Source organism: Pseudomonas salicis (genome assembly GCF_057128705.1).
Map to the genome: position 1 here is coordinate 657,450 of NZ_JBSKHU010000003.1, position 23,530 is coordinate 680,979.

Here is a 23,530-nt window from a genome sequence, read left to right on the forward strand (position 1 = left end):
TCATTGCGGCTTCAGTGTCAGCCATCCCTGATCGGTGACGGAGACGGTGTAGGCGTCGTAGCTGGTCAGGCCCGGATGCGGCGTCTCGATCACATGCTTGTGAGTTGCGGTGATCACCATGACCTTTGCTCCGGCGGCTTCTGCTGCGGCAATTCCGGCCGGCGCATCTTCAAACACCAGACAATCCTCCGGTTTTACCCCCAGTTTTTTCACCGCCAACAGAAAGCAGTCCGGTGCCGGTTTGCCGCGCTCAACGTCTTCGGCCGCAACCATGGTGTGCGGCAGCGGCAATCCTGCGGCCTGAATCCTGCGCTCCGCCAGTCGGCGTGGCGCAGACGTCACCACGGCCCAACGGTCAGGCGGCAGTGCCGCGAGGAATTGGGCGGCGCCCTCGATGGACACCACGCCTTCAACGTCGTCGGTTTCCATCTGGGCGAGCCGTTCGGCCTCGCGTTCAGGGTCCACGCCCGGCAGGTTCAGCCGACGCAGGGTGTCGACGCAACGCACGCCGTGGATGGTGGACAGCAGTTCCTCGACATCCAGCCCTTTGCTCACGGCCCATTGGGTCCAGACCCGTTCCGCTGCGGCGATGGAATTGGTGAGCGTGCCGTCCATGTCGAACAGAAAGGCGGCGAATGTGTGGGTGTCCTGCATGCCTTGGCTCCTTCAAGCGTCGAGAAGGGGGCGATGCTAACACGCGTCTTTTGAGGCAATGGCGGTCCATAAATATTTTCTGAGGACGGTGTCGGCCAGACGGTCATGCCGGCCCGTCGTCTGAGGGCTATGGTTGGGATTCAGGCGTGACATGTCTCGGATGAGGAACTGCACATGAACACCAGCGATTTGCTGGAACAACTCTTGCGCGCCAGTCAGGGGTCGGCGACGCAGCAACGTGGCAAAGAAACAGCGCAAGGCAGGCTGGGCGGATTACTGGGCGGTCTGTTGGGTGGCCGCTCAGGCGGTGCGAGCGCTGGCGGTGGGCTGGGCGGTCTGCTGGGCGGCTTGCTCGGCGGCGGAGGGCTGGCGGGCAGAACCGCCGGTGGCGCACAGACGCGGTCGGGTTCGAACAATTACGCGATGTTGGCGTCTCTCGGCATGATGGCGTTTCAGGCCTACCAGTCCTGGCAGCGGCAACAGGCATCCGCGCCACAGGAGGCACCGCGCACGGTTGATCAATTGGCCGGGCCGGAAGCTGAGGATCACAGCCATGCTATCCTGCGTGCCCTGATCGCAGCCGCCAAGGCTGACGGCACTATCGACGAGCACGAGCAGGACATGATCCGCAAGGAAATCGCCCGCCACGCCGACGACCCGCAGTTGCAACAGTGGCTGGACGCAGAAGTCGCCAAGCCATTGGACGCTGCCGAAGTCGCCCAGGCCGCTGATGGCGAGCCAGGAATGGCCGCTGAAATGTACCTGGCCAGTGTGCTACTGGTGGACGATCAACAAGACGCCGAGCGCAATTACCTTGACGAGCTCGCCGCCGCGCTCAGCATCGACCCTCAGCTCCAGCTGCACCTGGAGCAACAAGCCAAAGGCGCACCGGCCTGAGCCCTATCAGGCTTAATACCTGCGCCAGTGACCCGGCACCCATAACCATTGATTGCCGGCCCAGCGATAGTGTCCGCCGACCCATTGCGCGCCGGGGGCGGGCATGACGGGTACGACTTCAACGGGTGGCGGCGGACGACGCGGGTGAGGGCGTTCGATGACGCAGCCTGAGAGTGACAGCGTCACGGCCAGGGCCAACAGGGCAGCTTTGGTTTTACGCAGCATGTGAAATCCTTGATCCAGCGTGCCTTCGACTGATTGACGAGGCGTTCAAGGGTTTAACGCGGCTGGCAGGAAATTCCGTCGCTGTCTGTCAGTCTTTTGCTGTATTGGCCGCTTTGCCTTGACGGGGAGCCGACATGGCGTCCGCCAGCACTTGCCGCTGTTCGACGGGCAAACTCGCCGCGAAGTCAGCGAGGGTGGCATCCACGCGGGTGCGCAGCGTGATGTCGGCGGTTCGTGCACGATCCAGGTCCGCATCCAGTGCATCGCGGTCGAGGGACGGCGCTTTCAGGCGCTGGACGACGTCTCGGTGGGCATCTCGGCTGGCCATGATCAGCGATTGATTGTCGGCGCGGGTCTCGCGCAGCATCTGACGCAGTTGATGGCGGCGTTCCTGGGGCAGATGGGCGATCGCCTGACGCAAGCCATGTTGCACCACTGCGGGCGCTGGCCGTGGGTGCTGCGACCATTGATACAGACCGCCCACCACGCCGCCCACCAGAAACACATTGGCGAGCAGCGACGCGATCAGCAGGCGTTTCAAACGGTGTGGGGACTGGCTCATTCTTCGCTCTCTTCGGTATCAATGCCGATCATCAGCGCCGTGTCGCCCTGATCGAACACACTCGGCAGCAGCTCCTGCGAACCGGACAGCGGCAGGCTCAGGGACGCCACCAGCATGCCCGCCGCAACACCGGCCAGGCCGACGCCCACGAACCCAAGGCTCGACAGCCAGTCGGCATAGCGCTGCCAAAACGAGGGGCGCTCCACTCGCCGGGCTGAAGCCATGACGTCGTGCATCAATGCTGCGTCCGGAACCGTAGACAGGTGAAGGTCAAGGCGATGGTCGAGCCATGCGGCCTGTTCCAGTGCGGCCTGCACGCTCTCATCGCCGTGGGCAATCAGCGCTCGCGCCGAGTCACGCTCATCGGCGGGCCAGTGTCTGAGGTCTGCCCCGTAGGCCTCGGCCAGATGAGCAAAGCGTTCAGGCGTCATGGCGTTTCTCTCCTTGAGGTAGACCCGGGCTGACGGCGGTGTGCGAATCGGCACCCTCAGCCTCGGTCAAATAACGGCGCAGGTTGCGCCTCGCTCGGGACAGCAGGCTTTCGAGTGCTTCAACGCTGATGTCCATGAGCGCCGCCGCTTCGATGTTCGACAGCTCCTGGTAATACTGCAACACGATGGCCTCGCGCTGGCGGTCCGGCAAGGCGGCAAGCGCTGCGCTCATCAAGGCGCTCTGCGCGTCGGTCTCCACCTGTTCGGCAGCGCCGGGCGAAGGATCGGTCATTTCCTGCAACAGCCTGTCATCGTCCAGCGGCTGTTCCTTGCGGCGCCGTAGCCGGTCGTAGCACAGGTTCAGCGTGACGCGGTGCAGCCAGGTGTCGAACCGCGCCTGTCCGCTGCGCCAACTGGCGGCCGCTTTCCAGAGCTTGATGAAGCTTTCCTGCGTCACGTCGCGGGCTTCGTCAGCATCGCCCAGTAAACGGCTGGCGAGTGCCAGCAGGCGCGGGAGCTTGCGCGACACCATCTCATTGACGGCTTCCGGTTCGTTGTTGCCGATGCGGGTCAACAGCTCGATGTCCGGATCAGTGTCTTTCAATACGGCGTGTCTCGACAGGTCGTGGGGCTGCCAATCCCAAGCGGGAGCGACGGGGAGGGCCTGAAATAGCCTGTCATCTCAGACCACAGCCCCGTCAGTGGTTCAGCGCAGCCAGCGACCTTCTATCCAATACCAGTTCGGGCCGCGGGCTTCCCAGTGTCCCGGCTGCCAGCGTCCGTTATGACGCATCGGTTGCCAGTGCCCCGGCACCCAGACGTAGCCGCGTCCCTGCCAGCGCCAGTGGCCCTGATCCCACGCATACCCAGGCCGGGCCACGGGAACGGGCTCCATGCGCACGGGCGGGGGCGCCTGACGAATGATGATTTCTTCACGGGCGTAGGTCGGAGTGCTGGCCAAGGCGGCGAGGGCGACCGGGAGGATCAAGGCATAGCGTAATTTCGCCAGAGATCGTGCTGCTCTCATGACAACTCCTTCAAACCTGTACCCGATGCGGGTGCAGTTGAAGGGTTAAACGGCGTGGGTGAGGAAATCCGTCGCACAAAAAACAGATTTTTTTGCTGTAACAAAAAGCAGTGCCCGGGACACGGTTGGCACCCCGTTTGAACGAGGAGCTACGCTCGGAAGCCCCTGAAAGTCAACGGCATTTCGTTCAAAAAGTTGTCCACGGAAAGCGTGAATATCTCTGTGGATAACTGGCTGTAAGCCCTTAAAGGCAAGGGCTTACTCGCAATGGTCGTTTAATGATCAGTTCTTTCAATGGCACTGATGCAGTGCGCCAATGGTCAGGTCACGCCTCAGTGAAAGGCGGCGCTAAACGACGTGTCGATTACGCTACGTGTCTCGAACGGCTTGGGCAGTGCGCCGGTTTGCACGAGGAAATCAGCGGTGCCTTGATAGTCTTTCGCCGCGCCATCGTCCACCGGTCCGACGCTCATGTCAGCCTGGCCGATCCAGTGGCGTGACACCGCCTGATCCAGATTGGCTTTCTTCGCCCACAGGTCCGCGTAGGCCTCCTTGTTGGCCTGCACCCATGCCCGGGCTTTCTGCAATCGACCGAGGAAGTCGCTGATCGCGGCGCGTTTCGGTTCGATGGCGTTGGCATTTGCCGCGATGCTCGACAGCCCCGGCATCAGGCCACGTGCCGTGATGATGGGACGCGCACCGGAAAATACCTGTTGCTGCGAGATGTACGGTTCCCACACCGGGAACGCATCGATGCTGCCTTGGGGCAAGGCTGCGGCGGCGTCAATCGGCATCAGTTTGACGAACTCCACGTAGTCTTTGGGCAGTCCGGCTTTTTCCAGCGCACGCAATGTCAGTTGCTGGCTCCAGGCACCGGGCCAGTAAGCGACCTTCTTGCCTTTCAGGTCCTGAATGGTTTTTGCCGGAGAGTCCTTGGGCACCAGCAGGGCAATGGTGTCGGGGTTCTGCCGGGACACGCCGATCAGCTTGACTGGAGCGCCTTTCGCGGCGAGGAAAATGAAGCCTGAGTCGCCGAGGAAACCCAAATCGAGGGCGCCCGCCTCCAGGCCTTCAGCCACCGGGGCGGCGGACTGGAAATGTTTCCATTCCACGGTGTAAGGCGCGTCCTTGAGGACGCCGGAAGCCTCCACCGAAGCGCGGACGTTGTAATAATTCTGATCGCCTACGACCAGCGTGACGGGCGTGGCGGCGTGGGCGAGCGGGGTCAGCAAGGCCAGGGATGCGAGGCTGCGACGCAGGAAACGGGACAGGGTCATTACGGTGTCTCGATGACGTCGATCAGGTGAGGTGGTGTCGACGTTGAAAGGGGAGGCATTCAGGATCGTCCTGAACGTGGACTGAGGATTGCAGGGGATGTGCCATCACGGGGTGCCATCGTCGCCCGGCAGAATTGGCCGGTTCAGCGCTTTGGCGAGGCCGGGTGATTGGGGCGGAAAGGGATTCCGGGTCAAGGGCTGCATCATGAGCAGCAAGCTGTTGATTCGCTGTTGCCGGGTCAACATAGGCATGGGCGGACCCTTCAAAAAAAACCGCCGAAACCCGAAGGCCGGCGGCACCGATTTTCAGCGAATGGGGTGCGAATCAGGATTCCGCCCATTCCACGTCAGTCAACCCGAGTTGTTCAGCCTTGGGCTTGCTGACTTTCGGCACCTTGTCCGAACGGTATTTGGGTATTTGCCCGAATCCTGCGTCCACCGACGCCCAATGCCAGGCGGATGCGTTGTCCATGGCTTCGGCGCTGATGTAGAAGCTTTTGTACTTGCCATGCAGCAGGTAATCGATTCTGAAATGCTTGTACTGTGCCACGCTTGCAAACCTCCCTATCAGTCGCTCACATCTCGTTGAGTCAGATCTTTCGGGAAAATTCAGTCGGATTATTCCTTTCGTTACCAAACGGTTACGCGTGGTACAGAAGGGTGATTCGGAGCTTGCAGATGTGGACGAATGGATGGGTCGAAGGACATTTCAGCGTCGGCGCAGCGAATGTGCCGGTCGCAGATCCTGGCACCGCCAAGGTCGCTGTGGGAGATGCCGGAGGGACAACGGCAGCGAGGCGGTGGGTCAGCTTGCAGACGCGTGTCTGACCCACCACAATCGCTGCCGTCGTAACCTCCGGCGTCTCCCACAGGATTTGGACCAAACCTCAGGTCATGCAGTGTCTGACGTGAGGGCTATTTGCTGGAAAACCTGAACACCGTCGTCTGGGTGTACGCCTTGCCGGGATCGAGCCGTGTGGACGGGAAGTTCGGCTGGTTCGGAGAGTCCGGGAAGTGTTGGGTTTCGAGGGTGAAAGCGCCCCAGTGCGGGTAAATTTTGCCAGCCTTGCCTTTGACCGTGCCGTCGAGGAAGTTGCCGGTGTAGAGCTGCACGCCCGGTTCGGTGGTGAACAACTGCAGACGGCGGCCCGATTTCGGATCAACCACGTCGGCCGCCAGATTCGACAACTTGCCTTTGTTATCCAGCACCCAGTTGTGGTCGTAGCCGCCTTGAGTCGGTTCGGCGAATTTCAGTTGCTGGTTGTCCTCACGAATGCGCTTGCCAAAAGCGACCGGCTTGAGGAAGTCCAGCGGGGTGCCGGTCACGGTGGGCAGTTCGCCCGTCGGGATCAGCTTTTCAGTGACCGGTGTGTAATGACTGGCATGAACAATGGCGACCTGATCAAGCACGTCGCCATTGCCCGCACCTGCAAGGTTGAAGTAGCTGTGGTTGGTCAGGTTCAGCACCGTTGGTTTGTCGGTGGTGGCGTGGTACTGAATGCGCAGTTCGTTCTTTTCGTTGAGGCTGTAGGTCACTTCGGTTTTCAGCGTCCCCGGAAACCCCATTTCCCCGTCAGCCGAAACATAGGTCAGCTTGACGCCCACCCAGCCCTTGTCCTTGATCTGCTCAGCTTTCCAGATTTGCTTGTCGAACCCTTTCGTTCCCCCGTGCAAGGCATTGGTCTTGTCGTTCTGCGGGACCTGGTAGCTTTTCCCATCGAGGTTGAATTTGCCGTCGGCCAGGCGGTTGCCGAAGCGGCCGATGGTGGCGCCGAAATACGCCGTCCCGTTGAGGTAGCCGTCGATGTCGTCGAAACCGAGGACCACGTCTTCGGTCTTGCCGTGTTTGTCCGGAATCAGCAGCGATTGCAGCGTGCCGCCGTAGGTCAGCACAGTGGCCTGCATGCCAAGGCTGTTGCGCAGCACGTATTTTTCGACGGAGGTGCCGTCTGGCAGTTTGCCGAATGCGGCGTGTTCGGCTGTGAGCCCGGCGCCTGCGTGGGCTTGAAGGGCAGAGACCAGCAGGGTCAGTCCGATAGCAGGGATAAGCGTCTTCCTCATTGCGTCATTCCTTTTTTGTTTTAGAAGCGGGGGAAAGTTGCGAGCTTCGAGCGGCGAGTGGCAAGCGGCAAGCAGGTTGACACGCCGATCAATTGAAGCCTGAAACGATAATTGGTATGACTACTTTGTCTGTGGTGACCTTGTCTTGGGTTTTATTGGATTAAAACGCTCGATTTTAAAATTAATTGTAATACTATTTACCGAGAGACAGGCTCAGGCCTGACGCTGAACAGGTTTAGCCCAGCTTTTTGCTCTTGTACAGCCGTTTGACAGTCAATCGTATGATGATTAGCCTCGATTTGCGGAAAGCACCGCAAGAAGGGGCGGATGGATGAGCAACAGTTTTCACGCGTCAACAGTGGACCGCCTGGGGGCCTGGATTGCTCAGGGCAGTGTGGCGCCGGGGCAGTCGTTGAAGGTCGAAGCGGCGTTGGGCGAGGAGTTTGGCGTCAGTCGAACGGTGATCCGCGAGGCCATCAAAACGCTGGTGGCCAAGGGCATGCTGGAAGTCGGGCCTAAGGTCGGCACGCGGGTGTTGCCGGTGCGCAGCTGGAACCTGTTTGACCCCCAGGTGGTCGGTTGGCTAGCGGCCAAGGGTTTGCCTGAAAGCTTCGTGCTGGACCTGCTGGATTTGCGTCGCGCCATCGAGCCGATGGCAGTGCGTTGGGCCTGTGAACGGGCCACGCCCGCACAGATCGCGGAGATCCAGGCGGCGTATCAGCAACTGGCGGCCAGCGTGGCGGACAAGGGCAATTACAACCACGCCGACCAGCGTTTTCACGAAGCAGTGCTGGCGGCCAGTCACAACCAGTTCATCGAACAGATGCTGCCAGCGTTGGGCGCCTTACTGGCGATTTCGTTCGAAGTGTCGTCGGCGGTGCCGGGTGAATTGGGTCGGACGCTGCCGTTGCACAAGGACTTGGCCGACGCCATTGCGACCCGTGATCCGGCGCGCGGCGTGTGGGCTTGCATGAGTTTGATTGAGAACGCCAACGAGGTGATTTCCCGCTCGCGGGCGACGTGACACAGGACGGCACCCCGAGCCTTCCTCACCAAAACAAGAACAGGACATTGCGTATGAAATGGCAGCCGGTCTCCGACCTGCGATTCAAACTGGCCGAAGGGCCGTTCTGGGACGACGCCCAGCAGAGCCTGTACTGGGTGGACATCGCCGGATTTCGGGCGTTGCGCTTGCATCAAGGGCAGGTGCGTCACTGGCAATTCAATGAGCCCGTCTCTGCGTTCATCCCGACCGTCAAAGGCGACGTGTTGGTCACTCTGGCCAGCGGCGTGTACCGCTTGAACCTCGATTCTCTTACCGAACACCCCGCCCTGACATTGCTCTGTGTGGCCGACCCCGTCGAAGGCAATCGGGCGAATGAAGCACGCTGCGACAGTCAGGGCCGTCTGTGGCTGGGCAGCATGCAGAACAACCTCGATGCCGAAGGCGGTGACCTGCCTCTGGAGCGGCGTTCCGGCGGGATTTATCGCGTCGATGCCAACGCCCGCGTCACGCCGTTGCTCGACGGCCAGGGGATCGTCAACACCATGCTCTGGGCCGAAAGAGGCACTGCGCTGCTGACGGCGGACAGCCTTGACGGCGTCATTTACCGCTACCCGATTCAGGCGGATGGACGCTTGGGCGAACGTCGCATCTGGGCCGCTGAACATGAGCGCGGCGTGCCGGATGGCTCGGCCATGGATGCCGAGGGCTACGTGTGGAACGCCCGATGGGGCGGCCATTGCCTCATTCGATTCGCGCCCGACGGTAGCGTCGACCGGATCGTGGACCTGCCCGTGAGCCATCCCACCAGTTGCGTGTTTGGCGGCCCGGAGATGACCACGCTGTTCGTCACCAGCGCTCGTCCTTCCAGCGATGCCTTGGCGCTGGACGGGAGCGTATTGCAGGCCGAAACCGGCATCAAGGGGCTGGCATCGAACCGTTTTGCGGGTTGAGTCACGGGAACGCTATAGAGGTGTGACACTCGGTTACATAGACGCCATTGATAATATGATAAGACTGTACTCAGTCGATTCGGCCTGTCGCGTATTTCTCCTTCAGGCTGTCACGACACTCACTGCTGGACGCTGTAGCTAGTCAATAAAAATAAGGAGTTAGCTATGTTGAGTCGCCACGGGATTCGTTCCCTGTGCTGTGCCGCTGTTGCCACTGCCATCGTTGGAATGAGCAGCGGTGCGATGGCCGCCGATAAGGTCAAGATCGGTTTCCTCGTCAAGCAAGCCGAAGAGCCCTGGTTCCAGACCGAATGGCAGTTCGCCGAAAAGGCGGGCAAGGACCACGGCTTCGAAGTCATCAAGATCGCCGTACCGGACGGCGAAAAAACCCTCTCTGCCATCGACAACCTGGCCGCCAACGGCGCCAAGGGCTTTGTCATTTGCCCGCCTGACGTGTCCCTCGGCCCGGCCATCGTTGCCAAGGCCAAGGCCAACGACCTGAAGGTCATGGCCGTGGACGATCGTTTTGTCGACGCCAAAGGCAAGTTCATGGAAGACGTGCCGTACCTCGGCATGGCGGCCTTTGAGGTCGGCCAGAAACAGGGTGCGGCGATGGCCACCGAAGCGCAGAACCGCAAGTGGGACTGGAAAGAAACCTACGCGATCATCAACACCTATAACGAACTGGACACCGGCAAGAAGCGCACCGACGGTTCGGTCGACGCGTTGAAGAAAGCCGGTCTGCCGGAAGACCACATCCTCTTCACTCCGCAGAAAACCCTCGACGTGCCGGGCAGCATGGACGCCACCAACGCGGCCCTGCCAAAACTGCCGAGCGGGGCGAAAAACCTGATCGTCGGCGGCATGAACGACAACACTGTGTTGGGCGGCGTGCGCGCCACCGCAGGTGCGGGTTTCGCGCCTGCCAACGTGATTGGCATCGGCATCAACGGCACTGACGCCATTGATGAACTGAAGAAAAAGGAAAGTGGCTTCTTCGGTTCGATGCTGCCAAGCCCGGACAAGGAAGGCTACAACACCGCGCTGCAGATGTATGAGTGGGTGTCCACCGGCAAGGAGCCGCCGAAATACACCGCCATGGACGACGTGACCCTGATCACCCGCGAGAACTTCAAGGACGTGCTGACCAAAATCGGCCTCTACAAGTAAATCGCGGCAGCCATCAGCGGCTTGGCGCCCTGCGTCAGGCTGACATCTGCAAGGCCTCGCTTCACCCCAATCGGGCGAAGCGGGGAGGAGGGGTTACATGCAACAGGCATCGGTTCAGCTACAGCCATCCGGCGGCAGTTTGCGCTTCAACGGGATCGGCAAAACCTTTCCCGGCGTGAAGGCGCTGTCGGACATCAATTTTGAAGCCCGCCCCGGCAGCGTTCACGCGCTGATGGGCGAGAACGGCGCGGGTAAATCGACGCTGTTGAAAATCCTCGGCGGTTCGTATCAGCCCAACAGTGGCGACCTGCAAATCGGCGATCAACACCTGGCCTTTAAATCCACCGCCGACAGCATCGCGGCGGGTGTCGCGGTGATTCACCAGGAACTGCACCTGGTGCCGGAAATGTCGGTGGCGGAAAACCTGCTGCTCGGCCACATGCCTAATCGCTGGGGCATGGTCAACCGGCGGGCAATGGTGCGTCGTGCGCGGGAACTGCTCAAAGGCCTGGCGGACGAAATCGACCCGAACACCCGACTCGGAGATCTCTCGCTGGGGCAACGGCAGTTGGTGGAAATCGCCAAGGCCATGTCGCGCAACGCCCACGTCATCGCCTTCGACGAACCCACCAGTAGCCTCTCGGCGCGGGAAATCGATCGCTTGATGGCGATCATCGTCAAGCTGCGGGACGAGGGCCGGGTAATTTTGTACGTGTCCCACCGCATGGAAGAGATCTTCCGCGTGTGCGACGCGGTGACGGTATTCAAGGACGGCCGTTTCGTGCGCACCTTCGAGGACATGGCCGATCTGGACCATGACCGGTTGGTGACGTGCATGGTCGGGCGCGACATTCAGGACATCTACAACTACCGCCCGCGCCAGCATCAGGGGCCGAGCCTGCGAGTGACCGGGCTGGAAGGGCCGGGCATTCAGGAGCCGGTGAGCTTCGCAGTGGAGAAAGGCGAAGTGCTGGGCTTTTTCGGTCTGGTGGGCGCGGGTCGCACCGAGCTGTTCCGCCTGCTTTCCGGGCTGACGCGGACCCAAACGGGCACCCTGCAACTCGACGGCAAACCGCTGAATCTGCGGTCGCCCCGAGACGCGATTGCGGCCGGGATTCTGTTGTGTCCCGAGGACCGCAAGAAGGAGGGCATCGTGCCGTTGTCCAGCGTGGCCGAGAACATCAACATCGGTGCGCGGCCTCGTCATGTGCACCTCGGATGTCTAATTCAGGGCCGCTGGGAGCGTGACAACGCCAAACAGCAGATCCGCGCGATGAACGTCAAAACGCCTTCGCCGGAACAGCAGATGCTGTTTCTGTCGGGCGGCAATCAGCAGAAGGCCATTCTGGGCCGCTGGCTGTCGATGCCGATGAAGGTGTTGCTGCTCGACGAGCCCACCCGTGGCATCGACATCGGCGCCAAATCCGAGATCTACGACATCATCCATAACCTCGCGGCCGACGGCATCGCAGTAATCGTGGTGTCCAGCGATTTGATGGAAGTCATGGGTATTTCCGACCGCATTCTGGTCATGAGCGAAGGCGCCATCACCGGCGAATTGTCTCGCGACGAGGCCAATGAACAACGGTTGTTGCAATTGGCACTGCCGCGTACCCGCGGCTGAAACCGGGTCACCCAAGTGAAAAATAAAAACGAGGTGCGTATGTCTACCGAAACCAGCCGTATGACGGCTCCCCGCCAGGGCATGAACCTGCGCCGATTCTTCGATGACTGGGCGATGCTCCTGGCGGCATTGGGCATTTTCGTGCTCTGTGCCTTGCTCATCGACAACTTCATGTCGCCCCTCAACATGCGCGGCCTGGGGCTGGCGATTTCCACGGTCGGCATCGCCGCCTGCACCATGCTGTTTTGCCTGGCGTCGGGGCATTTCGACTTGTCGGTCGGTTCGGTGCTGGCCTGTTCCGGGGTGATCGCCGGGATTGTGATTCGCGACACCGACAGCGTGTTTCTTGGCGTGTCGGCAGCGCTGGCGATGGGCTTGCTGGTGGGGCTGATCAACGGGATCGTCATCGCCAAACTGCGCATCAACGCGCTGATTACCACGCTGGCGACCATGCAGATCGTGCGCGGTCTGGCCTACATTTTTTCCAACGGCAAGGCCGTGGGCGTGGGGGACGAGGCGTTTTTCGTGTTCGGCAACGGCCAGTTGTTCGGCGTGCCGGTGCCGATCCTGATCACCATCGTGTGTTTCGTGTTCTTCGGCTGGCTGCTCAACTACACCACCTACGGCCGCAATTCGCTGGCCATCGGCGGCAATCAGGAAGCGGCGTTGCTGGCGGGCGTCCACGTTGACCGCACCAAGATCATTATCTTCGCGGTGCACGGCTTGATCGGCGCGCTGGCCGGTGTGGTGCTGGCGTCCCGGATGACCTCGGGTCAGCCGATGATCGGACAGGGCTTCGAACTGACGGTCATTTCGGCGTGCGTGCTGGGTGGCGTGTCCCTCAGCGGCGGCATCGGCATGATTCGCCACGTCATTGCCGGGGTGCTGATTCTGGCGATCATCGAAAACGCGATGAACCTGAAAAACATCGACACGTTCTACCAGTACGTCATTCGCGGCACCATCCTGCTGCTCGCGGTGATCATTGACCGGTTGAAACGGCGGTAACCCGAAGGGTCTTTAGGCGGGCCAGGATTTTATGGCCCCCCGATCCCACCGGGGCCGGGTTCATTCTGCAGTGACAGCGTCTGGCGACACGTTGAGCCAAACATCGAGTTGAGGGCTGCTAACTTGCCAGGCTGCGCTCGATCCAGTGGGCAAACCCCAACGTCGCGGTGTCGCTCATCACCGGTCCGATCACCTGAATACCCAACGGCAACCCTTGAGGCCCGAAACCGACAGGCAGGTTCAGGCTCGGCAAGCCCAGCAGGCTCCAGATGCGTGAGAACAGCGGATCGCCCGTTCGCTCCAGTCCCAACTCCGCTTCGCCACAGGCACTGGGCGTCAGCAGCACGTCGTAGTCCGCGAAGCCGCGCCCCACCTGGTGCCGGGCCGAGGCCACGTGTGCCCGGTGCTGAAGGCTTTGTTCGAAACTGATCTGTCCGCCACGTTCCAGCATGGTCTGCAGCCGTTCGCTTAGCAGGTCCGGATGATTCAGTCGCTCATCGGCCAGTGCCTTGAACGCCTCGGCGGACATCACTTCGTCGTGCACGTCGGCCAGCGTCGCAACCGCATCGCTCAACGTCACGTCCACCACGTGGGCGCTTTGAGCCGTCAGCCGCTGAACCGCATCGTGGAACGCCGCTTGCGCCGCCGGGCTGGCCCTGTCCCAGAACGCGGTGCGGCACACCCCGATGCGCGGTTTACGATCAGTCGGCAACTGTCGCCATTGCGGGGCGTTCGCCATGACTGACGTGAGCAGTGCCACGTCTTCGACACAACGACCGAAGCCGCCCACGGTGTCGAGCGACTCGCTGAGGCTCTTGATGCCGGCCCGGGGGATCAATCCGAAGCTCGGTTTGAAACCGACGATGCCGCAATAGGCGGCTGGGCGGATCACTGAAGCGGCCGTTTGGGTGCCCAGCGCAAGGGGCACCATGTGTGCGCCAACCGCCGCGGCCGATCCGCTGGACGACCCGCCCGGTGTGTGCGCCGGGTTGTGGGGGTTGCCGGTGGGGCCCGGGGTGAAGGTTGCAAACTCGGTGGTCACGGTTTTGCCCAGCACGATGGCGCCCGCGTCGCGGCACAGCGCAACAGCCGCCGCATCGTGGGCGGGTCGATGCGCCTGATAAATCGGAGAACCGTAGGCGGACGGGAAATCACGGGTGTCGAACAGATCTTTCACGCCCAATGGCAGCCCATGCAAAGGGCCACGGATCGGGCCACCGTCCAACTGCCGTGCCAGCGCTCGGGCGCCGTCAGCATCATAGTGGCGCCAAGCCTGAAGTTCGGGCTCTCGCGCTTCGATCCTCTCAATGCAAGCGTCCAGTAAAGCGAGCGCGGTCAACTCCCGGCGTTGTAATAACCGAGCAGCGGCGCTGGCGGTCAAGCGGGTCAGATCAGGGGCGGTATGGGTCACAGCGAAGTCCATGGGGCGTCGTCGAATCGGTGAATCATGCGCTATGAAGTGCGGCGGTGTACACCGGAGCGGTCAAGGGCTCACGTCAGTTTCGAGGTGACGAAAATCAGCCTGACAGACGCCTGTGCCAACTCTTGCGCCTCGGTGCGGATGACTTCCAGTTCCTGTTTGACGGCACTGTCCTGAGTGCCACTGGAGCGCACTTCCACCAATAAAGCCATCTGATACAACGCGTCGATGAGTCCGTGAAGATTGCGGTGTAATTGTTCGGTCACTTTTTCCAGATGTTCGTTAGGTGCATGATCAGGCATAAACGGAGATGGCTTGGTGCTATCAAGTTCAAGAAGGCGTGAACCCGTCAGTACATAATTGATATCGATACCAGCACCTGAAATACGCAATAAATAATCGGCCTTTGGCGACCGTGCGCCGCTTTCGTAGTTACCTTGTGCGTTGGTTTCAACGCCCCCAATCGCCCCCAAAGCGCTTTGCGAAAGTTTAAGTCGGGTGCGCTCCTGCCGAAGTCGCGGACCAATCCCTGTCATATGAGCCTCCAGCATCCATCCGCAGGTGGCCTTCGTCGGCCCGGCAGCAAGCGGGTGTACGCCTAACACACGTGAAGTTGAATGAATGATTAATTAAAGCGCTCAATCATTTCGTCGAAGTTTCGTAGAGAGTGTATGAATGATGTGGTGACAATACAGAACATCCGATTGAAGTGGAAAGGGATCCAATCGGTTGTTAAAGATATTTTATGAAACGTACGTATGATCTATTTTTATAAATAGCTGTACGTAATTGCTTTTCTGTATAAGTTGCGAGCGAAAGTAAGGGCCGCTGCGACGCCAGCGGCCTCCCGGACAGAAAGCCGCTTTAACAGTATGCTTGATCAGGAAGGGCAGCGGGCTGTCGTGTTTCGAGCCCATTCATTTGCGGTTTTGGCGATGGCATTGGCCAGGCTGGACACGGCTTTTTGATGGGCGATGACCAGATTTTCCATACCCGTCCCGGCAGGCTGGCGAATCACGCTGCTGCAGGTGAGGGTCTGGCGTTTGCTGCCGTCGGCACGCAGGCTCAAGTTCCAGACGACATCGATCAAGGCGTATTGATCCAGCACCGACTCGAAGCGACGCACGTCCGTTCGGACCGTCAGAACCGGCTGGTCGCTCTGTTTGGGCAAGCCGGCCAGATCGCGAGAACCGAAGCGGCGTTCCAGCTCCCCGGTCAGCGCGTCGTGAAATTCATCTCCCAGCGGCGCGCCCCAGCGCTCGTTTTCCAGAATGGCCAGGCTGCCGTTGCCCTGACGAACGACCAGTGGCGGCTGATCCACCTGAACGGCCATCAGCACCGGTTGCATCTCGAACTGAAAGGGGGCTGGCGTGACACCCGCCGAGCCCTGAGCAGCGGGGGCGATCAGGGTGTAGTAATGCGTCGGCGTCGACGAACAGGCGCCAAGGCTCAGCGCGCAGACGACGGCCAGCAGGTGAGTACGCACAGTCATTGAGCAGGCTCCGGAGCAATTTCACGGGAAGAGGATGAACCTTTGTACGAACCGGGTGCGGCATCGCCGGAGCGGCCACGAATCAGCGATTCGGGGTGGCGACTGAGGAAGTCGGTTAGCACCCGAACCGAGCGGGCGGTGCGCTGCACTTCATCCAGCGCCTGACCCAGTTGCTGCCGCGCAGGCGAGTCGTCCGACAGCGTGTCGTTGGCATTGCCGAGGGTTTTCTGCGCCTGTTGCAAAGTGCCGGTCATTTGCGGCAGGACCTGACCGTTGACGGTTTTCATGGTCTTTTGCAGTTCGATCAGGCTGCCATTGAGGTTTTTCGCCAGATCGTCGATGGGGATCTTGCCCAGCTTGTCGACGAAGGCCTGAAGTTGCTCCTGCAATTTGTCGAAGCTGCCGCCCACGGTCGGGATTTCCAACGGCCGCGCTTTCGGGTCGTAGGCAATTCTTGGGGCTTTGGGATCAAAATCCATGGCCACGTACAATTGGCCGGTCAGCAGGTTGCCCGTGCGCACTTGCGCCCTCAGCCCGCGTTCGACGAAGCGTCCCAGAATCCGTGACGTCTGTTCTTCTTCGTCGCCACCACCGGCTTGCTCCTTGAGCTTGTCATTGGCCGCGCCGAGCCGCTGCGGGTAAATGACGGCGCCGACGACGCCGGGGAACGTTCCCGTCGCCGGGTCATAGTCCAGATCCACCGAAACCACCCGCCCGATGTTCACGCCAAGAAAGTCCACCGGGGCGTTGACCACCAAGCCTCTGAGCGACTGATTGAAGCGCATGCGGATGTATTTCGGCTCGCCGTCGGGAGGCGCAAGTGCAGTGGTCTGGTCCTCGAACAATTTGAATTCGGCGTTGGCGTTGGCGGGCTTGGCGTCCGGGCTGTACTTCGGTTCGCGGAAGGCGATGCCGCCGGAGATGATCGAGGTGAGCGATTGCGTCGACACTTTCAATCCTGCCGCGCCCAGGCTGACGTCCACCCCGCTGGCGTTCCAGAAGCGCGAATCCGTGAGCACATACTGATCGTTGGGTGAGCTGACGAAGATTTCGATGTCCACGCCCTTGCCGTCTTTTGCCAGCTCATAAGCCACCACCTGGCCCACTTGAATCCGCCGGAAGTAGATCGGCGAGCCGATGTCGAGTGAGCCGAGGTCGTCGGTGTGCAAAATGAAGCGCTTGCCTTTCTCGCCGAAAGTGACTGGTGGCGGGTTTTCAAGGCCGATGAAATTCTTTTCGGTCTTGTCCGAACTGCCCGCGTCGGCACCGATGAAAGCCCCGGACAGCAGGGTGTCCACGCCAGACACACCATGTGCCCCGATGCGTGGGCGTACGACCCAGTATTGTGAGTCGGCGCGGGTGAACGGGGTGGCCGACTGATTGAGTTCGATGGTCGCCAGAATGTGCGTGCGGTCGTCGCTCAAGGCGATGTCGGTCACCGTGCCGATCACCACGTTCTTGTACTTGACCTGGGTTTTCTTGGCTTCCAGGCCTTCGGCGGTCAGAAAACTGACCACGACCTTCGGCCCGACGTTGAGAAAGTCGTGAATGACCATTGACAAGCCAATGACACCGGCGACGATCGGCACCAGCCAGACCAGCGAAATACGGGCTTTGCGGGCCTTGACCTGCGGTCGTGCAGGCTCCGGGGCCGACGGGGGGAGGGCGTTATCAGACATCTTCAACCTCTGCGTCCCAGATCAACCGGGGATCGAAACTCATGGCGGCCAGCATCGTCATCACCACCACCAAACCAAAGAACAGAATGCCCAGTCGCGGCTCGATGGTGCTGAGCCCACGAAACTGGACCAGTGCCGCCACCAAGGCGACCACCAGCACGTCGAGCATCGACCAGTAGCCGATCAGCTCGATGAAACGGTAAAGCCGGGAACGCTCACGCATGGCCCATTGGCTGCGGCGCTGGCAGGTGATCAACAGCATGCCCAGCACCAGAAACTTGATGCACGGCACCAGCACGCTGGCGATGAAAATCAGAATGGCGATGTCCCAGGAGCCACCCTCGGCGAACTCGATGACACCGCTCATGATGGTGTTTTCACTGGCACTGCCCAGCAGTGTCGTGAACATCACGGGCAGCGTATTGGCCGGGATGTAGAAAATCAGCCCCGCGATGAGAAAGGCCCAGGTGCGCGTCAGGCTGTTGGGTTTGCGCCGGTGCACTGCCGAATCGCAGCGTGGGCAGACCTCGGCGTCTTCCGGGCAGACGTAAGAGCAGACATGGCAGAGCGTGACCTGGCGTTCGCGGGCGTAGGGGATGCCGTTCATTCGGGCTCGACCCCCAAATCGTCCCACAGCCTGCGGATGTCTTTACCCGCGATCAGGACGATCAGCACCATGAGCATGGCCATGGCCCAAAGGCCGACGCCGGGATGAACGTCAAGCATCCCGCCGAGTTTGATGATCGCCACCAGAATGCCCAGCAGACAGACTTCCAGCATGCTCCAGGGCCGCAAGTGTTCCAGCGTGCGCATGCAGGTCTTGAAGCCGGGGGCGATTTCGTTGCGTCGCGCGTGCACCAGTACCCAGAACAGCAGTGCGATTTGAAGGGCGGGGGCGAGAATGATCGCCAGCCCGGCCACCATCGCGATCAAGGTGATCTGCCCCTGAGCCAGCGCTTCGACCGAACCCCAGAGGGTCACCTGGTTGTACAGGCCCTTCATGCTGATACTGATGACCGGAAACACGTTGGCGAAGATGAACATGATCCCCGCCGCAATGCTCAGCGCCAGCATCTGTTCGATGGTCATGCGGTGGCCACGGTTGAGAACCGCCGCACAGCGCAAGCAATACGCGGATTCCCCTTTGCTCAACGGCTGGGCGTGGTAGAGCGAATCGCAGTGTTCGCAGATGATCCATTGCTCGGGATCGGGCTGCGAAGGCGGGCTGCTGGTCATCGGCGCCGTCGTCGGGGAAATGGGCGTATTCACGTTAATTCGGTATCTAGCGGGGGCATGTGAGTCATTGACCACAATGCCAGCATGGCGTTCGGTGTGGTCGTGCGGTGTGGAAAAACAAGTGAATCAAAGCACGTTCGCCGGTGCACGGGGAGGCGAGGTGTTACGACCTATGTCGTCTGGAACCCGGCGATTGTAGCGCGACACGCCGCCTTCGTGCTGGCTGAAGTGAGTTTGCGCCACGGCTATTCAGGTCAGCGGGAGAGCGGGGTGATCAGAGGCTAGAGCTTCGCCCAGAAATCTTCGGCGAAATCGCTCAACGCCATGCTCGGTCTGAACAGGCGGATTTCCATCGGGATGTCCCAGTGTTCGTCCAGCGCCCGGCACAATTTCCCGTTGGTCATTTCCGGCTCGGCGAGGGTCCTGGGCAACCACGCGAAACCCTTTCCCTCCAGCGCCATCGACAGCAAAACCGCCGCCAGGTGAGAGCTGAACACGGTCTGCAAGTGGGGTGGCTGGGGTTCTTTGCGCAACCGTGCGGACACGATTCGGCCCAGCCCGGACTCGGCGGTATACCCCAACAGTGACTGCGGGCCGCCTGACGCGCGCTCGGCGGAGAGTTCCTGAGCCCCGGCACCGAGGGGAATCAGGACATCGCTGCCCACCACTTTGGAATAAAAGGACTCGGCCGGGAACAGCGGCGGGACCTCTGGGTGCTGGTGGCACAGCAAAAACTGCACTTCGCCGCCCAACAACATCTGCTCACACACCCGCATGTTGTCCGAGTGCAGGCGAATGGCCTCGATAGGGCTGGTTCGTTCTGCCGCTCTGACCCAGCCGGGAAAGAACGTGAACGAGAGCGAGTGGGTCGCGGCGAAGTGCAGCGAACGTGCCTGCTTTCCGGCGACTTCCCGCGCTTCCTGGCGCATCTGGTACACGCGCCGGGTCATCTCTTGGGCGTTGGCGAGCATGTGCTGGCCCGCGTCGGTCAGGGTCGCGCCTTGGGTGGTGCGTTCGAACAGATCCACCCCGACCCACGTCTCCAACGCCCGAATCCTGCGGCTGAAGGCGGGTTGCGTGACGTGGCGCAATTCGGCAGCGCGGGAGAAGTTGCCGCTTTGGGCCAGCGCATTGAAGTCTTCCAGCCAAACCAGTTCCATCGTGATGCCGTCCGCGCATTGAGTGCCGCGTTTTTAGCATTGGCCGTCGCGAAAGGTCCAGCCCTAGAGTGAGGCCCAACACGCGCTGCACCTCTCACTGAAAACAATAGGAGTGACTTCATGCGTATCGTCGATATTCGCGAAAAGACGGTTTCCATTGCTTCGCCGATTGCCAATGCCTACATCGATTTTTCCAAAATGACCTGTTCGGTGGTGGCGGTGATCACCGACGTCATTCGCGATGGCAAGCCAGTGATTGGTTACGGCTTCAACTCCAACGGCCGTTATGGACAGGGTGCCCTGATGCGCGACCGTTTCCTGGCCCGTGTGCTGGAAGCCGACCCGGAATCGCTGATCGATCAGGAACATGACAACCTCGACCCGTTCGCCATCTGGAAAACCCTGATGACCAACGAAAAACCGGGCGGCCACGGCGAGCGCTCGGTAGCGGTGGGAACGATTGACATGGCGGTGTGGGACGCGGTCGCGAAGATCGAGGGCAAACCCTTGTATCGCCTGCTGGCCGACCGGTATCGCGATGGCGTGGCGGACGACAAAGTGTGGGTGTACGCGGCGGGGGGCTATTACTACCCCGGCAAGGACCAGACCAAGCTCAAGGCAGAGATGCAGAGCTATCTGGATCGCGGCTATGACGTGGTGAAAATGAAGATTGGCGCCGTGCCGCTGGCAGAAGACCTGCGCCGCATCGAAGCCGTGCTGGAAGTGGTAGGCGACGGCCAGCGCCTGGCCGTGGACGCCAACGGCCGTTTCGACCTGAAGACGGGTATTGCCTACGCCGAAGCGATCAAGCCCTACAATCTGTTCTGGTATGAAGAAGTGGGCGATCCGTTGGACTACGCGCTGCAAGCCGAGCTGGCCAACCACTACGAGCTGCCGATGGCGACGGGCGAAAACCTGTTCTCCCACCAAGACGCCCGCAACCTGCTGCGCCACGGTGGCATGCGTCCGGATCGCGATTTCCTGCAATTCGACTGCGCGTTGTCCTACGGCCTCGTGGAATACCTGCGCACGCTGGACGTCATGAAAGAGCTGGGCTGGTCCTCTCGCCGCGTCGTGCCCCATGGTGGGCACCAGATGTCGCTGAACATCGCCGCTGGCCTGCATCTTGGCGGCAATGAATCCTACCCGGATGTGTTCCAGCCGTTCGGGGGCTTTGCTGATGGCATTCGCGTGGAAAACAGTTACGTCGGTTTGCCAGACATTCCGGGCGTGGGCTTTGAAGCGAAATCGGCGCTGTACGCAGTCATGCGCGAGTTGGGCGAGGGCGCCTGATCAAAACTTTCGCGGTGCTTGATCGCTGGCGGAGTGTGCGGAGACGATTCACAGCCGGAGAAGCTAGGGCGTGAAGCCCTAGCGAATGACCGGTATCACTTTTTCTTTTTTGCGGGCTTGTCGGCTTTCTCTGACTTCTTGGCCTTTTCAGGCTTGCTGTCAGCCTTCTTGGCCGATTTTTTCGGCTCAGCGTCTTTCTTCTTGTCTTTCTTTTCGGAAGCTTTGGACAACGCTGAAGCCGCGGCCGATTTTTTCGCCGGCGTCGCTTTTTTATCCTTCAGGTCCTTGCTGGCTTTCGTCGCTTCGCCTTTGCTTTTCTTGTCATCTTTAGCCACGTTAACCACCTCTCGGAATGTGCCCGGATTGGCACAGGGCTTGTGGAAACCTCCCCAAGCTGTTCATTAGGCGGAGGCTTCCAGAACCGGTTCCATCTATTTGCGATGCCTGCGATCGTCGTCCCGTTTGACCCGCGTCGGAACGTCGCAGCTTTGGCGCGCCAACGTTGATTCACAGTGCCCGCACCCCACTCATCAATCCTTCACCCTGCTTCTCGGTCAGGTCCACGGTGATAGACTCTCGCCACTTCAACCGAGGAGCGACAGACGTGCGCAAGATGGCAATGATGGTGGCGGTGCTGATGCTGGCAGGGTGCGACGGTGGTAAACCGGCGACGCCCGCCAAGGTTCCGGCCACCGATTCGGTCGCGGAAGCCCCGACCCCGGCTTCATCGCAGTGGACCATTCGCGTTCATTTGAAAGAAGCCTTGAGCGACATGGCCTACTGGCTGGTCGAGCACCATTACCCGTCGTACGTGGTCAAGGTCGAAGGCAAGGAAGTGGTGATGATCGGCCCGTTCGATTCCCAGGCCGCTGCCGAAACTGCCAAGACCGACATCGACGCTGCGCTGGTCAAGGGTCATCGCCTGTCGCAACTCGAAGTCATCCCGCCTAAATCCTGATCGTGTGACGATCTGACGCGACACCCTGCCGTGGCTGTGCCACCCTTCCTTCACGCATCCGAATACTCGGGTGCGTGAACCGGGAATCGCCGTTATGGACGAGATTCAACGCCTCAGCGATCTGCTGGCGGCCAATCAACGCTACGAAGAACAGAAACAGCAACGTTTTCAGGACGATCTGGCGCAGTGGAACGCCAGCATCGAAGCGCTTTACGCGCAGGTCGGCACTTGGCTGAAGCCCTTGATCGACGCTGACCAGACGCGTTTCGAGTACGAACCTCACCTGGCTCAGGGCAAGGGTTATCCGGACGAGAACTCACCGTTCATGACCCGGCGCATGAGCTTTTTTCTGGGCAATCATGAGGTGGCGTTCGTGCCGGACGCCATGGGTGCCAAGGGCCAGGTCAGCGTGTCCTTGGCGGGGGTGAGCCTGCACGGGCAAGAAAAATACAGCCTGCAACTGGACCCGCTGCGTCGTGACTGGCTGTTGAAGAAAACCGTAGGGGTCAAGGACTCGGAGCCGGTGGCGTTCACGGCCGATCATTTCGGCAAACTGCTGCAGGCGGTGCTGCCGCAGCGGCAGGGGTGATTGAGAACGGCCTGGGAACAGGGGGGCGCCAAAGCGTGACGGGCACCCTTTACGGTGCCAGCGCCTTCGCCACGCTCCCGTCTGCTTTCAACTGAGCGAAGGCCTGGGTCACGCGCTGGACCGTGTCAGGCGGGGTTTTCAGGCTGAGGGCAACGTAGAGGCTCTGGGAAAGGTCGTCGATGGTGTACACGTTTTCCAGCAGGTCGAAGGAGACGTTCAGGTCGCGGCACTGGTCGCGGGCTTCTCGCTCGGGCATGGGCACCAGTGCAACCTGGCCGCTGAGCAGCTTGCGCAGGTTGTCGAGGTTGTTGGCGGAGACCACCATTCTGCTGAAATGCTGGCTTTCAAGGTATTGCTGGCGGGCGTCGTCACGGACGACGCCAATGGTGAATTTCTTCGCGTCTTGCAGCGTACCGACGGCGACGTCTTTTCGCTCACGCAGTTTGAAGAACACCTGAATCACCGGTTCGAGCTCGCCCACCCAGTGAAACTGCGTCTCGCGCCCGGCGTTGCGGATCATGGGGTAAATCACCACGTTCGGTTCCAGCCGCGCCATGTCGTACGCCCGCGCCCAGGGGTACAGGGCCATGTGGTAATCCTTGAGTCCTGCATTGATGAGGGTCTTTTCGACGATCTCGCTGGCCGGGCCCGCGACTTTGCCGTCCTGGAGCCAGCTGTAGGAGGAATCCTCAGTGACGACGTGCATCGTCTCGGCCTGGGCGCTCAGGCCCACCAGCATCAGGACGGTGGCCGATAACACGCCCAAGCGCTGTTTGATCGAATAGCGGGTACGGCGCATGTCGCATTCTCC

General features: G+C 60.7%; 27 protein-coding genes. 9 read left to right on the top strand and 18 right to left on the bottom strand.

The annotated features are described in order from the left end of the window. Positions 1-654: an HAD-IA family hydrolase gene (locus ACWKWE_RS13670; protein WP_483850811.1), complete on the bottom strand. Its 654-nt coding sequence runs from the start codon at positions 652-654 to the stop codon at positions 1-3. Positions 655-828: 174 nt separating this feature from the next. Here ACWKWE_RS13670 and ACWKWE_RS13675 point away from each other — a divergent pair, with 174 nt between their 5' ends. After that, the gene (locus ACWKWE_RS13675) at positions 829-1,551 is read left to right on the top strand and encodes a tellurite resistance TerB family protein (RefSeq protein WP_483850812.1); all 723 of its coding nucleotides are present in this window, start codon (positions 829-831) and stop codon (positions 1,549-1,551) included. A gap of 12 nt (positions 1,552-1,563) precedes the next feature. Here the strand turns inward: ACWKWE_RS13675 and ACWKWE_RS13680 are convergent, their stop codons facing one another. The 8 genes from ACWKWE_RS13680 to ACWKWE_RS13715 all read right to left on the bottom strand — a co-directional run bounded on the left by ACWKWE_RS13680 (position 1,564) and on the right by ACWKWE_RS13715 (position 7,134). Next, positions 1,564-1,776 (bottom strand): hypothetical protein, encoded by a 213-nt coding sequence (locus tag ACWKWE_RS13680; protein WP_341958684.1) that lies wholly within the window; start codon positions 1,774-1,776, stop codon positions 1,564-1,566. A gap of 88 nt (positions 1,777-1,864) precedes the next feature. Continuing rightward, positions 1,865-2,338, bottom strand: a complete 474-nt coding sequence (locus ACWKWE_RS13685) for a periplasmic heavy metal sensor (protein WP_483850813.1) — start codon at positions 2,336-2,338, stop codon at positions 1,865-1,867. Next, positions 2,335-2,769 carry a hypothetical protein gene (locus ACWKWE_RS13690; RefSeq protein WP_483850814.1) on the bottom strand — a complete coding sequence of 145 codons (435 nt, stop codon included), beginning with the start codon at positions 2,767-2,769 and terminating at the stop codon, positions 2,335-2,337. Before ACWKWE_RS13690 ends, ACWKWE_RS13685 begins: the two co-directional genes overlap by 4 nt. Then, positions 2,759-3,373 carry an RNA polymerase sigma factor gene (locus tag ACWKWE_RS13695; RefSeq protein ID WP_166597323.1) on the bottom strand — a complete coding sequence of 205 codons (615 nt, stop codon included), beginning with the start codon at positions 3,371-3,373 and terminating at the stop codon, positions 2,759-2,761. Before ACWKWE_RS13695 ends, ACWKWE_RS13690 begins: the two co-directional genes overlap by 11 nt. A 102-nt stretch (positions 3,374-3,475) precedes the next feature. Next, positions 3,476-3,796, bottom strand: a complete 321-nt coding sequence (locus ACWKWE_RS13700) for a YXWGXW repeat-containing protein (protein WP_166597324.1) — start codon at positions 3,794-3,796, stop codon at positions 3,476-3,478. A 332-nt stretch (positions 3,797-4,128) separates the two neighbouring features. Further along, positions 4,129-5,073 carry an ABC transporter substrate-binding protein gene (locus ACWKWE_RS13705; RefSeq protein ID WP_483850815.1) on the bottom strand — a complete coding sequence of 315 codons (945 nt, stop codon included), beginning with the start codon at positions 5,071-5,073 and terminating at the stop codon, positions 4,129-4,131. 325 nt (positions 5,074-5,398) lie between these two features. Beyond that, complete coding sequence (locus ACWKWE_RS13710) at positions 5,399-5,623, bottom strand: DUF6555 family protein (RefSeq protein WP_062382299.1); 225 nt, start codon at positions 5,621-5,623, stop codon at positions 5,399-5,401. 365 nt (positions 5,624-5,988) lie between these two features. Next, the gene (locus ACWKWE_RS13715; RefSeq protein WP_483850816.1) at positions 5,989-7,134 is read right to left on the bottom strand and encodes an aldose epimerase family protein; all 1,146 of its coding nucleotides are present in this window, start codon (positions 7,132-7,134) and stop codon (positions 5,989-5,991) included. Between the two features lie 331 nt (positions 7,135-7,465). Between ACWKWE_RS13715 and ACWKWE_RS13720 the strand changes: the two genes are divergently transcribed. The 5 genes from ACWKWE_RS13720 (at position 7,466) to araH (ending at position 12,892) form a co-directional block, all read left to right on the top strand. Next, positions 7,466-8,158, top strand: coding sequence for a FadR/GntR family transcriptional regulator (locus ACWKWE_RS13720; protein ID WP_166597327.1), 693 nt, complete (start codon positions 7,466-7,468; stop codon positions 8,156-8,158). Positions 8,159-8,211: 53 nt separating this feature from the next. Then, positions 8,212-9,090: an SMP-30/gluconolactonase/LRE family protein gene (locus tag ACWKWE_RS13725; RefSeq protein ID WP_483850817.1), complete on the top strand. Its 879-nt coding sequence runs from the start codon at positions 8,212-8,214 to the stop codon at positions 9,088-9,090. A 165-nt stretch (positions 9,091-9,255) separates the two neighbouring features. Further along, the gene (locus ACWKWE_RS13730) at positions 9,256-10,260 is read left to right on the top strand and encodes a substrate-binding domain-containing protein (RefSeq protein ID WP_166597329.1); all 1,005 of its coding nucleotides are present in this window, start codon (positions 9,256-9,258) and stop codon (positions 10,258-10,260) included. Positions 10,261-10,357: 97 nt separating this feature from the next. Further along, positions 10,358-11,884 carry an L-arabinose ABC transporter ATP-binding protein AraG gene (gene araG, locus ACWKWE_RS13735; RefSeq protein WP_166597330.1) on the top strand — a complete coding sequence of 509 codons (1,527 nt, stop codon included), beginning with the start codon at positions 10,358-10,360 and terminating at the stop codon, positions 11,882-11,884. A gap of 39 nt (positions 11,885-11,923) precedes the next feature. Beyond that, on the top strand, positions 11,924-12,892 hold the full coding sequence (gene araH / locus ACWKWE_RS13740) for an L-arabinose ABC transporter permease AraH (RefSeq protein WP_166597331.1): 969 nt from the start codon (positions 11,924-11,926) through the stop codon (positions 12,890-12,892). A 118-nt stretch (positions 12,893-13,010) separates the two neighbouring features. Here the strand turns inward: araH and ACWKWE_RS13745 are convergent, their stop codons facing one another. The 7 genes from ACWKWE_RS13745 to ACWKWE_RS13775 all read right to left on the bottom strand — a co-directional run bounded on the left by ACWKWE_RS13745 (position 13,011) and on the right by ACWKWE_RS13775 (position 19,879). After that, positions 13,011-14,303, bottom strand: coding sequence for an amidase (locus ACWKWE_RS13745; protein ID WP_483850818.1), 1,293 nt, complete (start codon positions 14,301-14,303; stop codon positions 13,011-13,013). Positions 14,304-14,383: 80 nt separating this feature from the next. After that, entirely contained in the window at positions 14,384-14,848 is a 465-nt protein-coding gene (locus tag ACWKWE_RS13750; RefSeq protein ID WP_483850819.1) for a helix-turn-helix domain-containing protein, read from the bottom strand. A 344-nt stretch (positions 14,849-15,192) separates the two neighbouring features. Beyond that, complete coding sequence (locus tag ACWKWE_RS13755; RefSeq protein WP_341958670.1) at positions 15,193-15,804, bottom strand: PqiC family protein; 612 nt, start codon at positions 15,802-15,804, stop codon at positions 15,193-15,195. Next, positions 15,801-17,483 carry a PqiB family protein gene (locus ACWKWE_RS13760; protein WP_166597335.1) on the bottom strand — a complete coding sequence of 561 codons (1,683 nt, stop codon included), beginning with the start codon at positions 17,481-17,483 and terminating at the stop codon, positions 15,801-15,803. The genes ACWKWE_RS13755 and ACWKWE_RS13760 overlap by 4 nt, the downstream gene beginning before the upstream one ends. Beyond that, positions 17,476-18,090 carry a paraquat-inducible protein A gene (locus ACWKWE_RS13765; RefSeq protein WP_166597336.1) on the bottom strand — a complete coding sequence of 205 codons (615 nt, stop codon included), beginning with the start codon at positions 18,088-18,090 and terminating at the stop codon, positions 17,476-17,478. The genes ACWKWE_RS13760 and ACWKWE_RS13765 overlap by 8 nt, the downstream gene beginning before the upstream one ends. After that, a complete protein-coding gene (locus tag ACWKWE_RS13770) occupies positions 18,087-18,719 on the bottom strand; it encodes a paraquat-inducible protein A (RefSeq protein ID WP_166597414.1) in 633 nt (210 codons plus the stop codon). The genes ACWKWE_RS13765 and ACWKWE_RS13770 overlap by 4 nt, the downstream gene beginning before the upstream one ends. 281 nt (positions 18,720-19,000) lie before the next feature. Continuing rightward, positions 19,001-19,879 carry a LysR family transcriptional regulator gene (locus ACWKWE_RS13775; protein ID WP_483850820.1) on the bottom strand — a complete coding sequence of 293 codons (879 nt, stop codon included), beginning with the start codon at positions 19,877-19,879 and terminating at the stop codon, positions 19,001-19,003. Positions 19,880-19,999: 120 nt separating this feature from the next. Here ACWKWE_RS13775 and ACWKWE_RS13780 point away from each other — a divergent pair, with 120 nt between their 5' ends. Then, on the top strand, positions 20,000-21,172 hold the full coding sequence (locus ACWKWE_RS13780) for a mandelate racemase/muconate lactonizing enzyme family protein (protein ID WP_483850821.1): 1,173 nt from the start codon (positions 20,000-20,002) through the stop codon (positions 21,170-21,172). A gap of 95 nt (positions 21,173-21,267) precedes the next feature. Here ACWKWE_RS13780 and ACWKWE_RS13785 read toward each other — a convergent pair whose 3' ends face one another. After that, positions 21,268-21,516 (bottom strand): hypothetical protein, encoded by a 249-nt coding sequence (locus ACWKWE_RS13785; RefSeq protein ID WP_166597339.1) that lies wholly within the window; start codon positions 21,514-21,516, stop codon positions 21,268-21,270. A 260-nt stretch (positions 21,517-21,776) separates the two neighbouring features. On the opposite strand from ACWKWE_RS13785, the gene ACWKWE_RS13790 reads away from it, so the two are divergent. Together ACWKWE_RS13790 and ACWKWE_RS13795 are read left to right on the top strand one after the other, a co-directional pair. Further along, positions 21,777-22,130: a hypothetical protein gene (locus ACWKWE_RS13790; protein WP_341958664.1), complete on the top strand. Its 354-nt coding sequence runs from the start codon at positions 21,777-21,779 to the stop codon at positions 22,128-22,130. Between the two features lie 94 nt (positions 22,131-22,224). After that, positions 22,225-22,719 carry a hypothetical protein gene (locus ACWKWE_RS13795; protein WP_166597341.1) on the top strand — a complete coding sequence of 165 codons (495 nt, stop codon included), beginning with the start codon at positions 22,225-22,227 and terminating at the stop codon, positions 22,717-22,719. A gap of 49 nt (positions 22,720-22,768) precedes the next feature. On the opposite strand, the gene ACWKWE_RS13800 is transcribed toward ACWKWE_RS13795, so the two are convergent. Beyond that, positions 22,769-23,518, bottom strand: coding sequence for a substrate-binding periplasmic protein (locus tag ACWKWE_RS13800; protein WP_166597342.1), 750 nt, complete (start codon positions 23,516-23,518; stop codon positions 22,769-22,771). Positions 23,519-23,530: the final 12 nt, after the last annotated feature.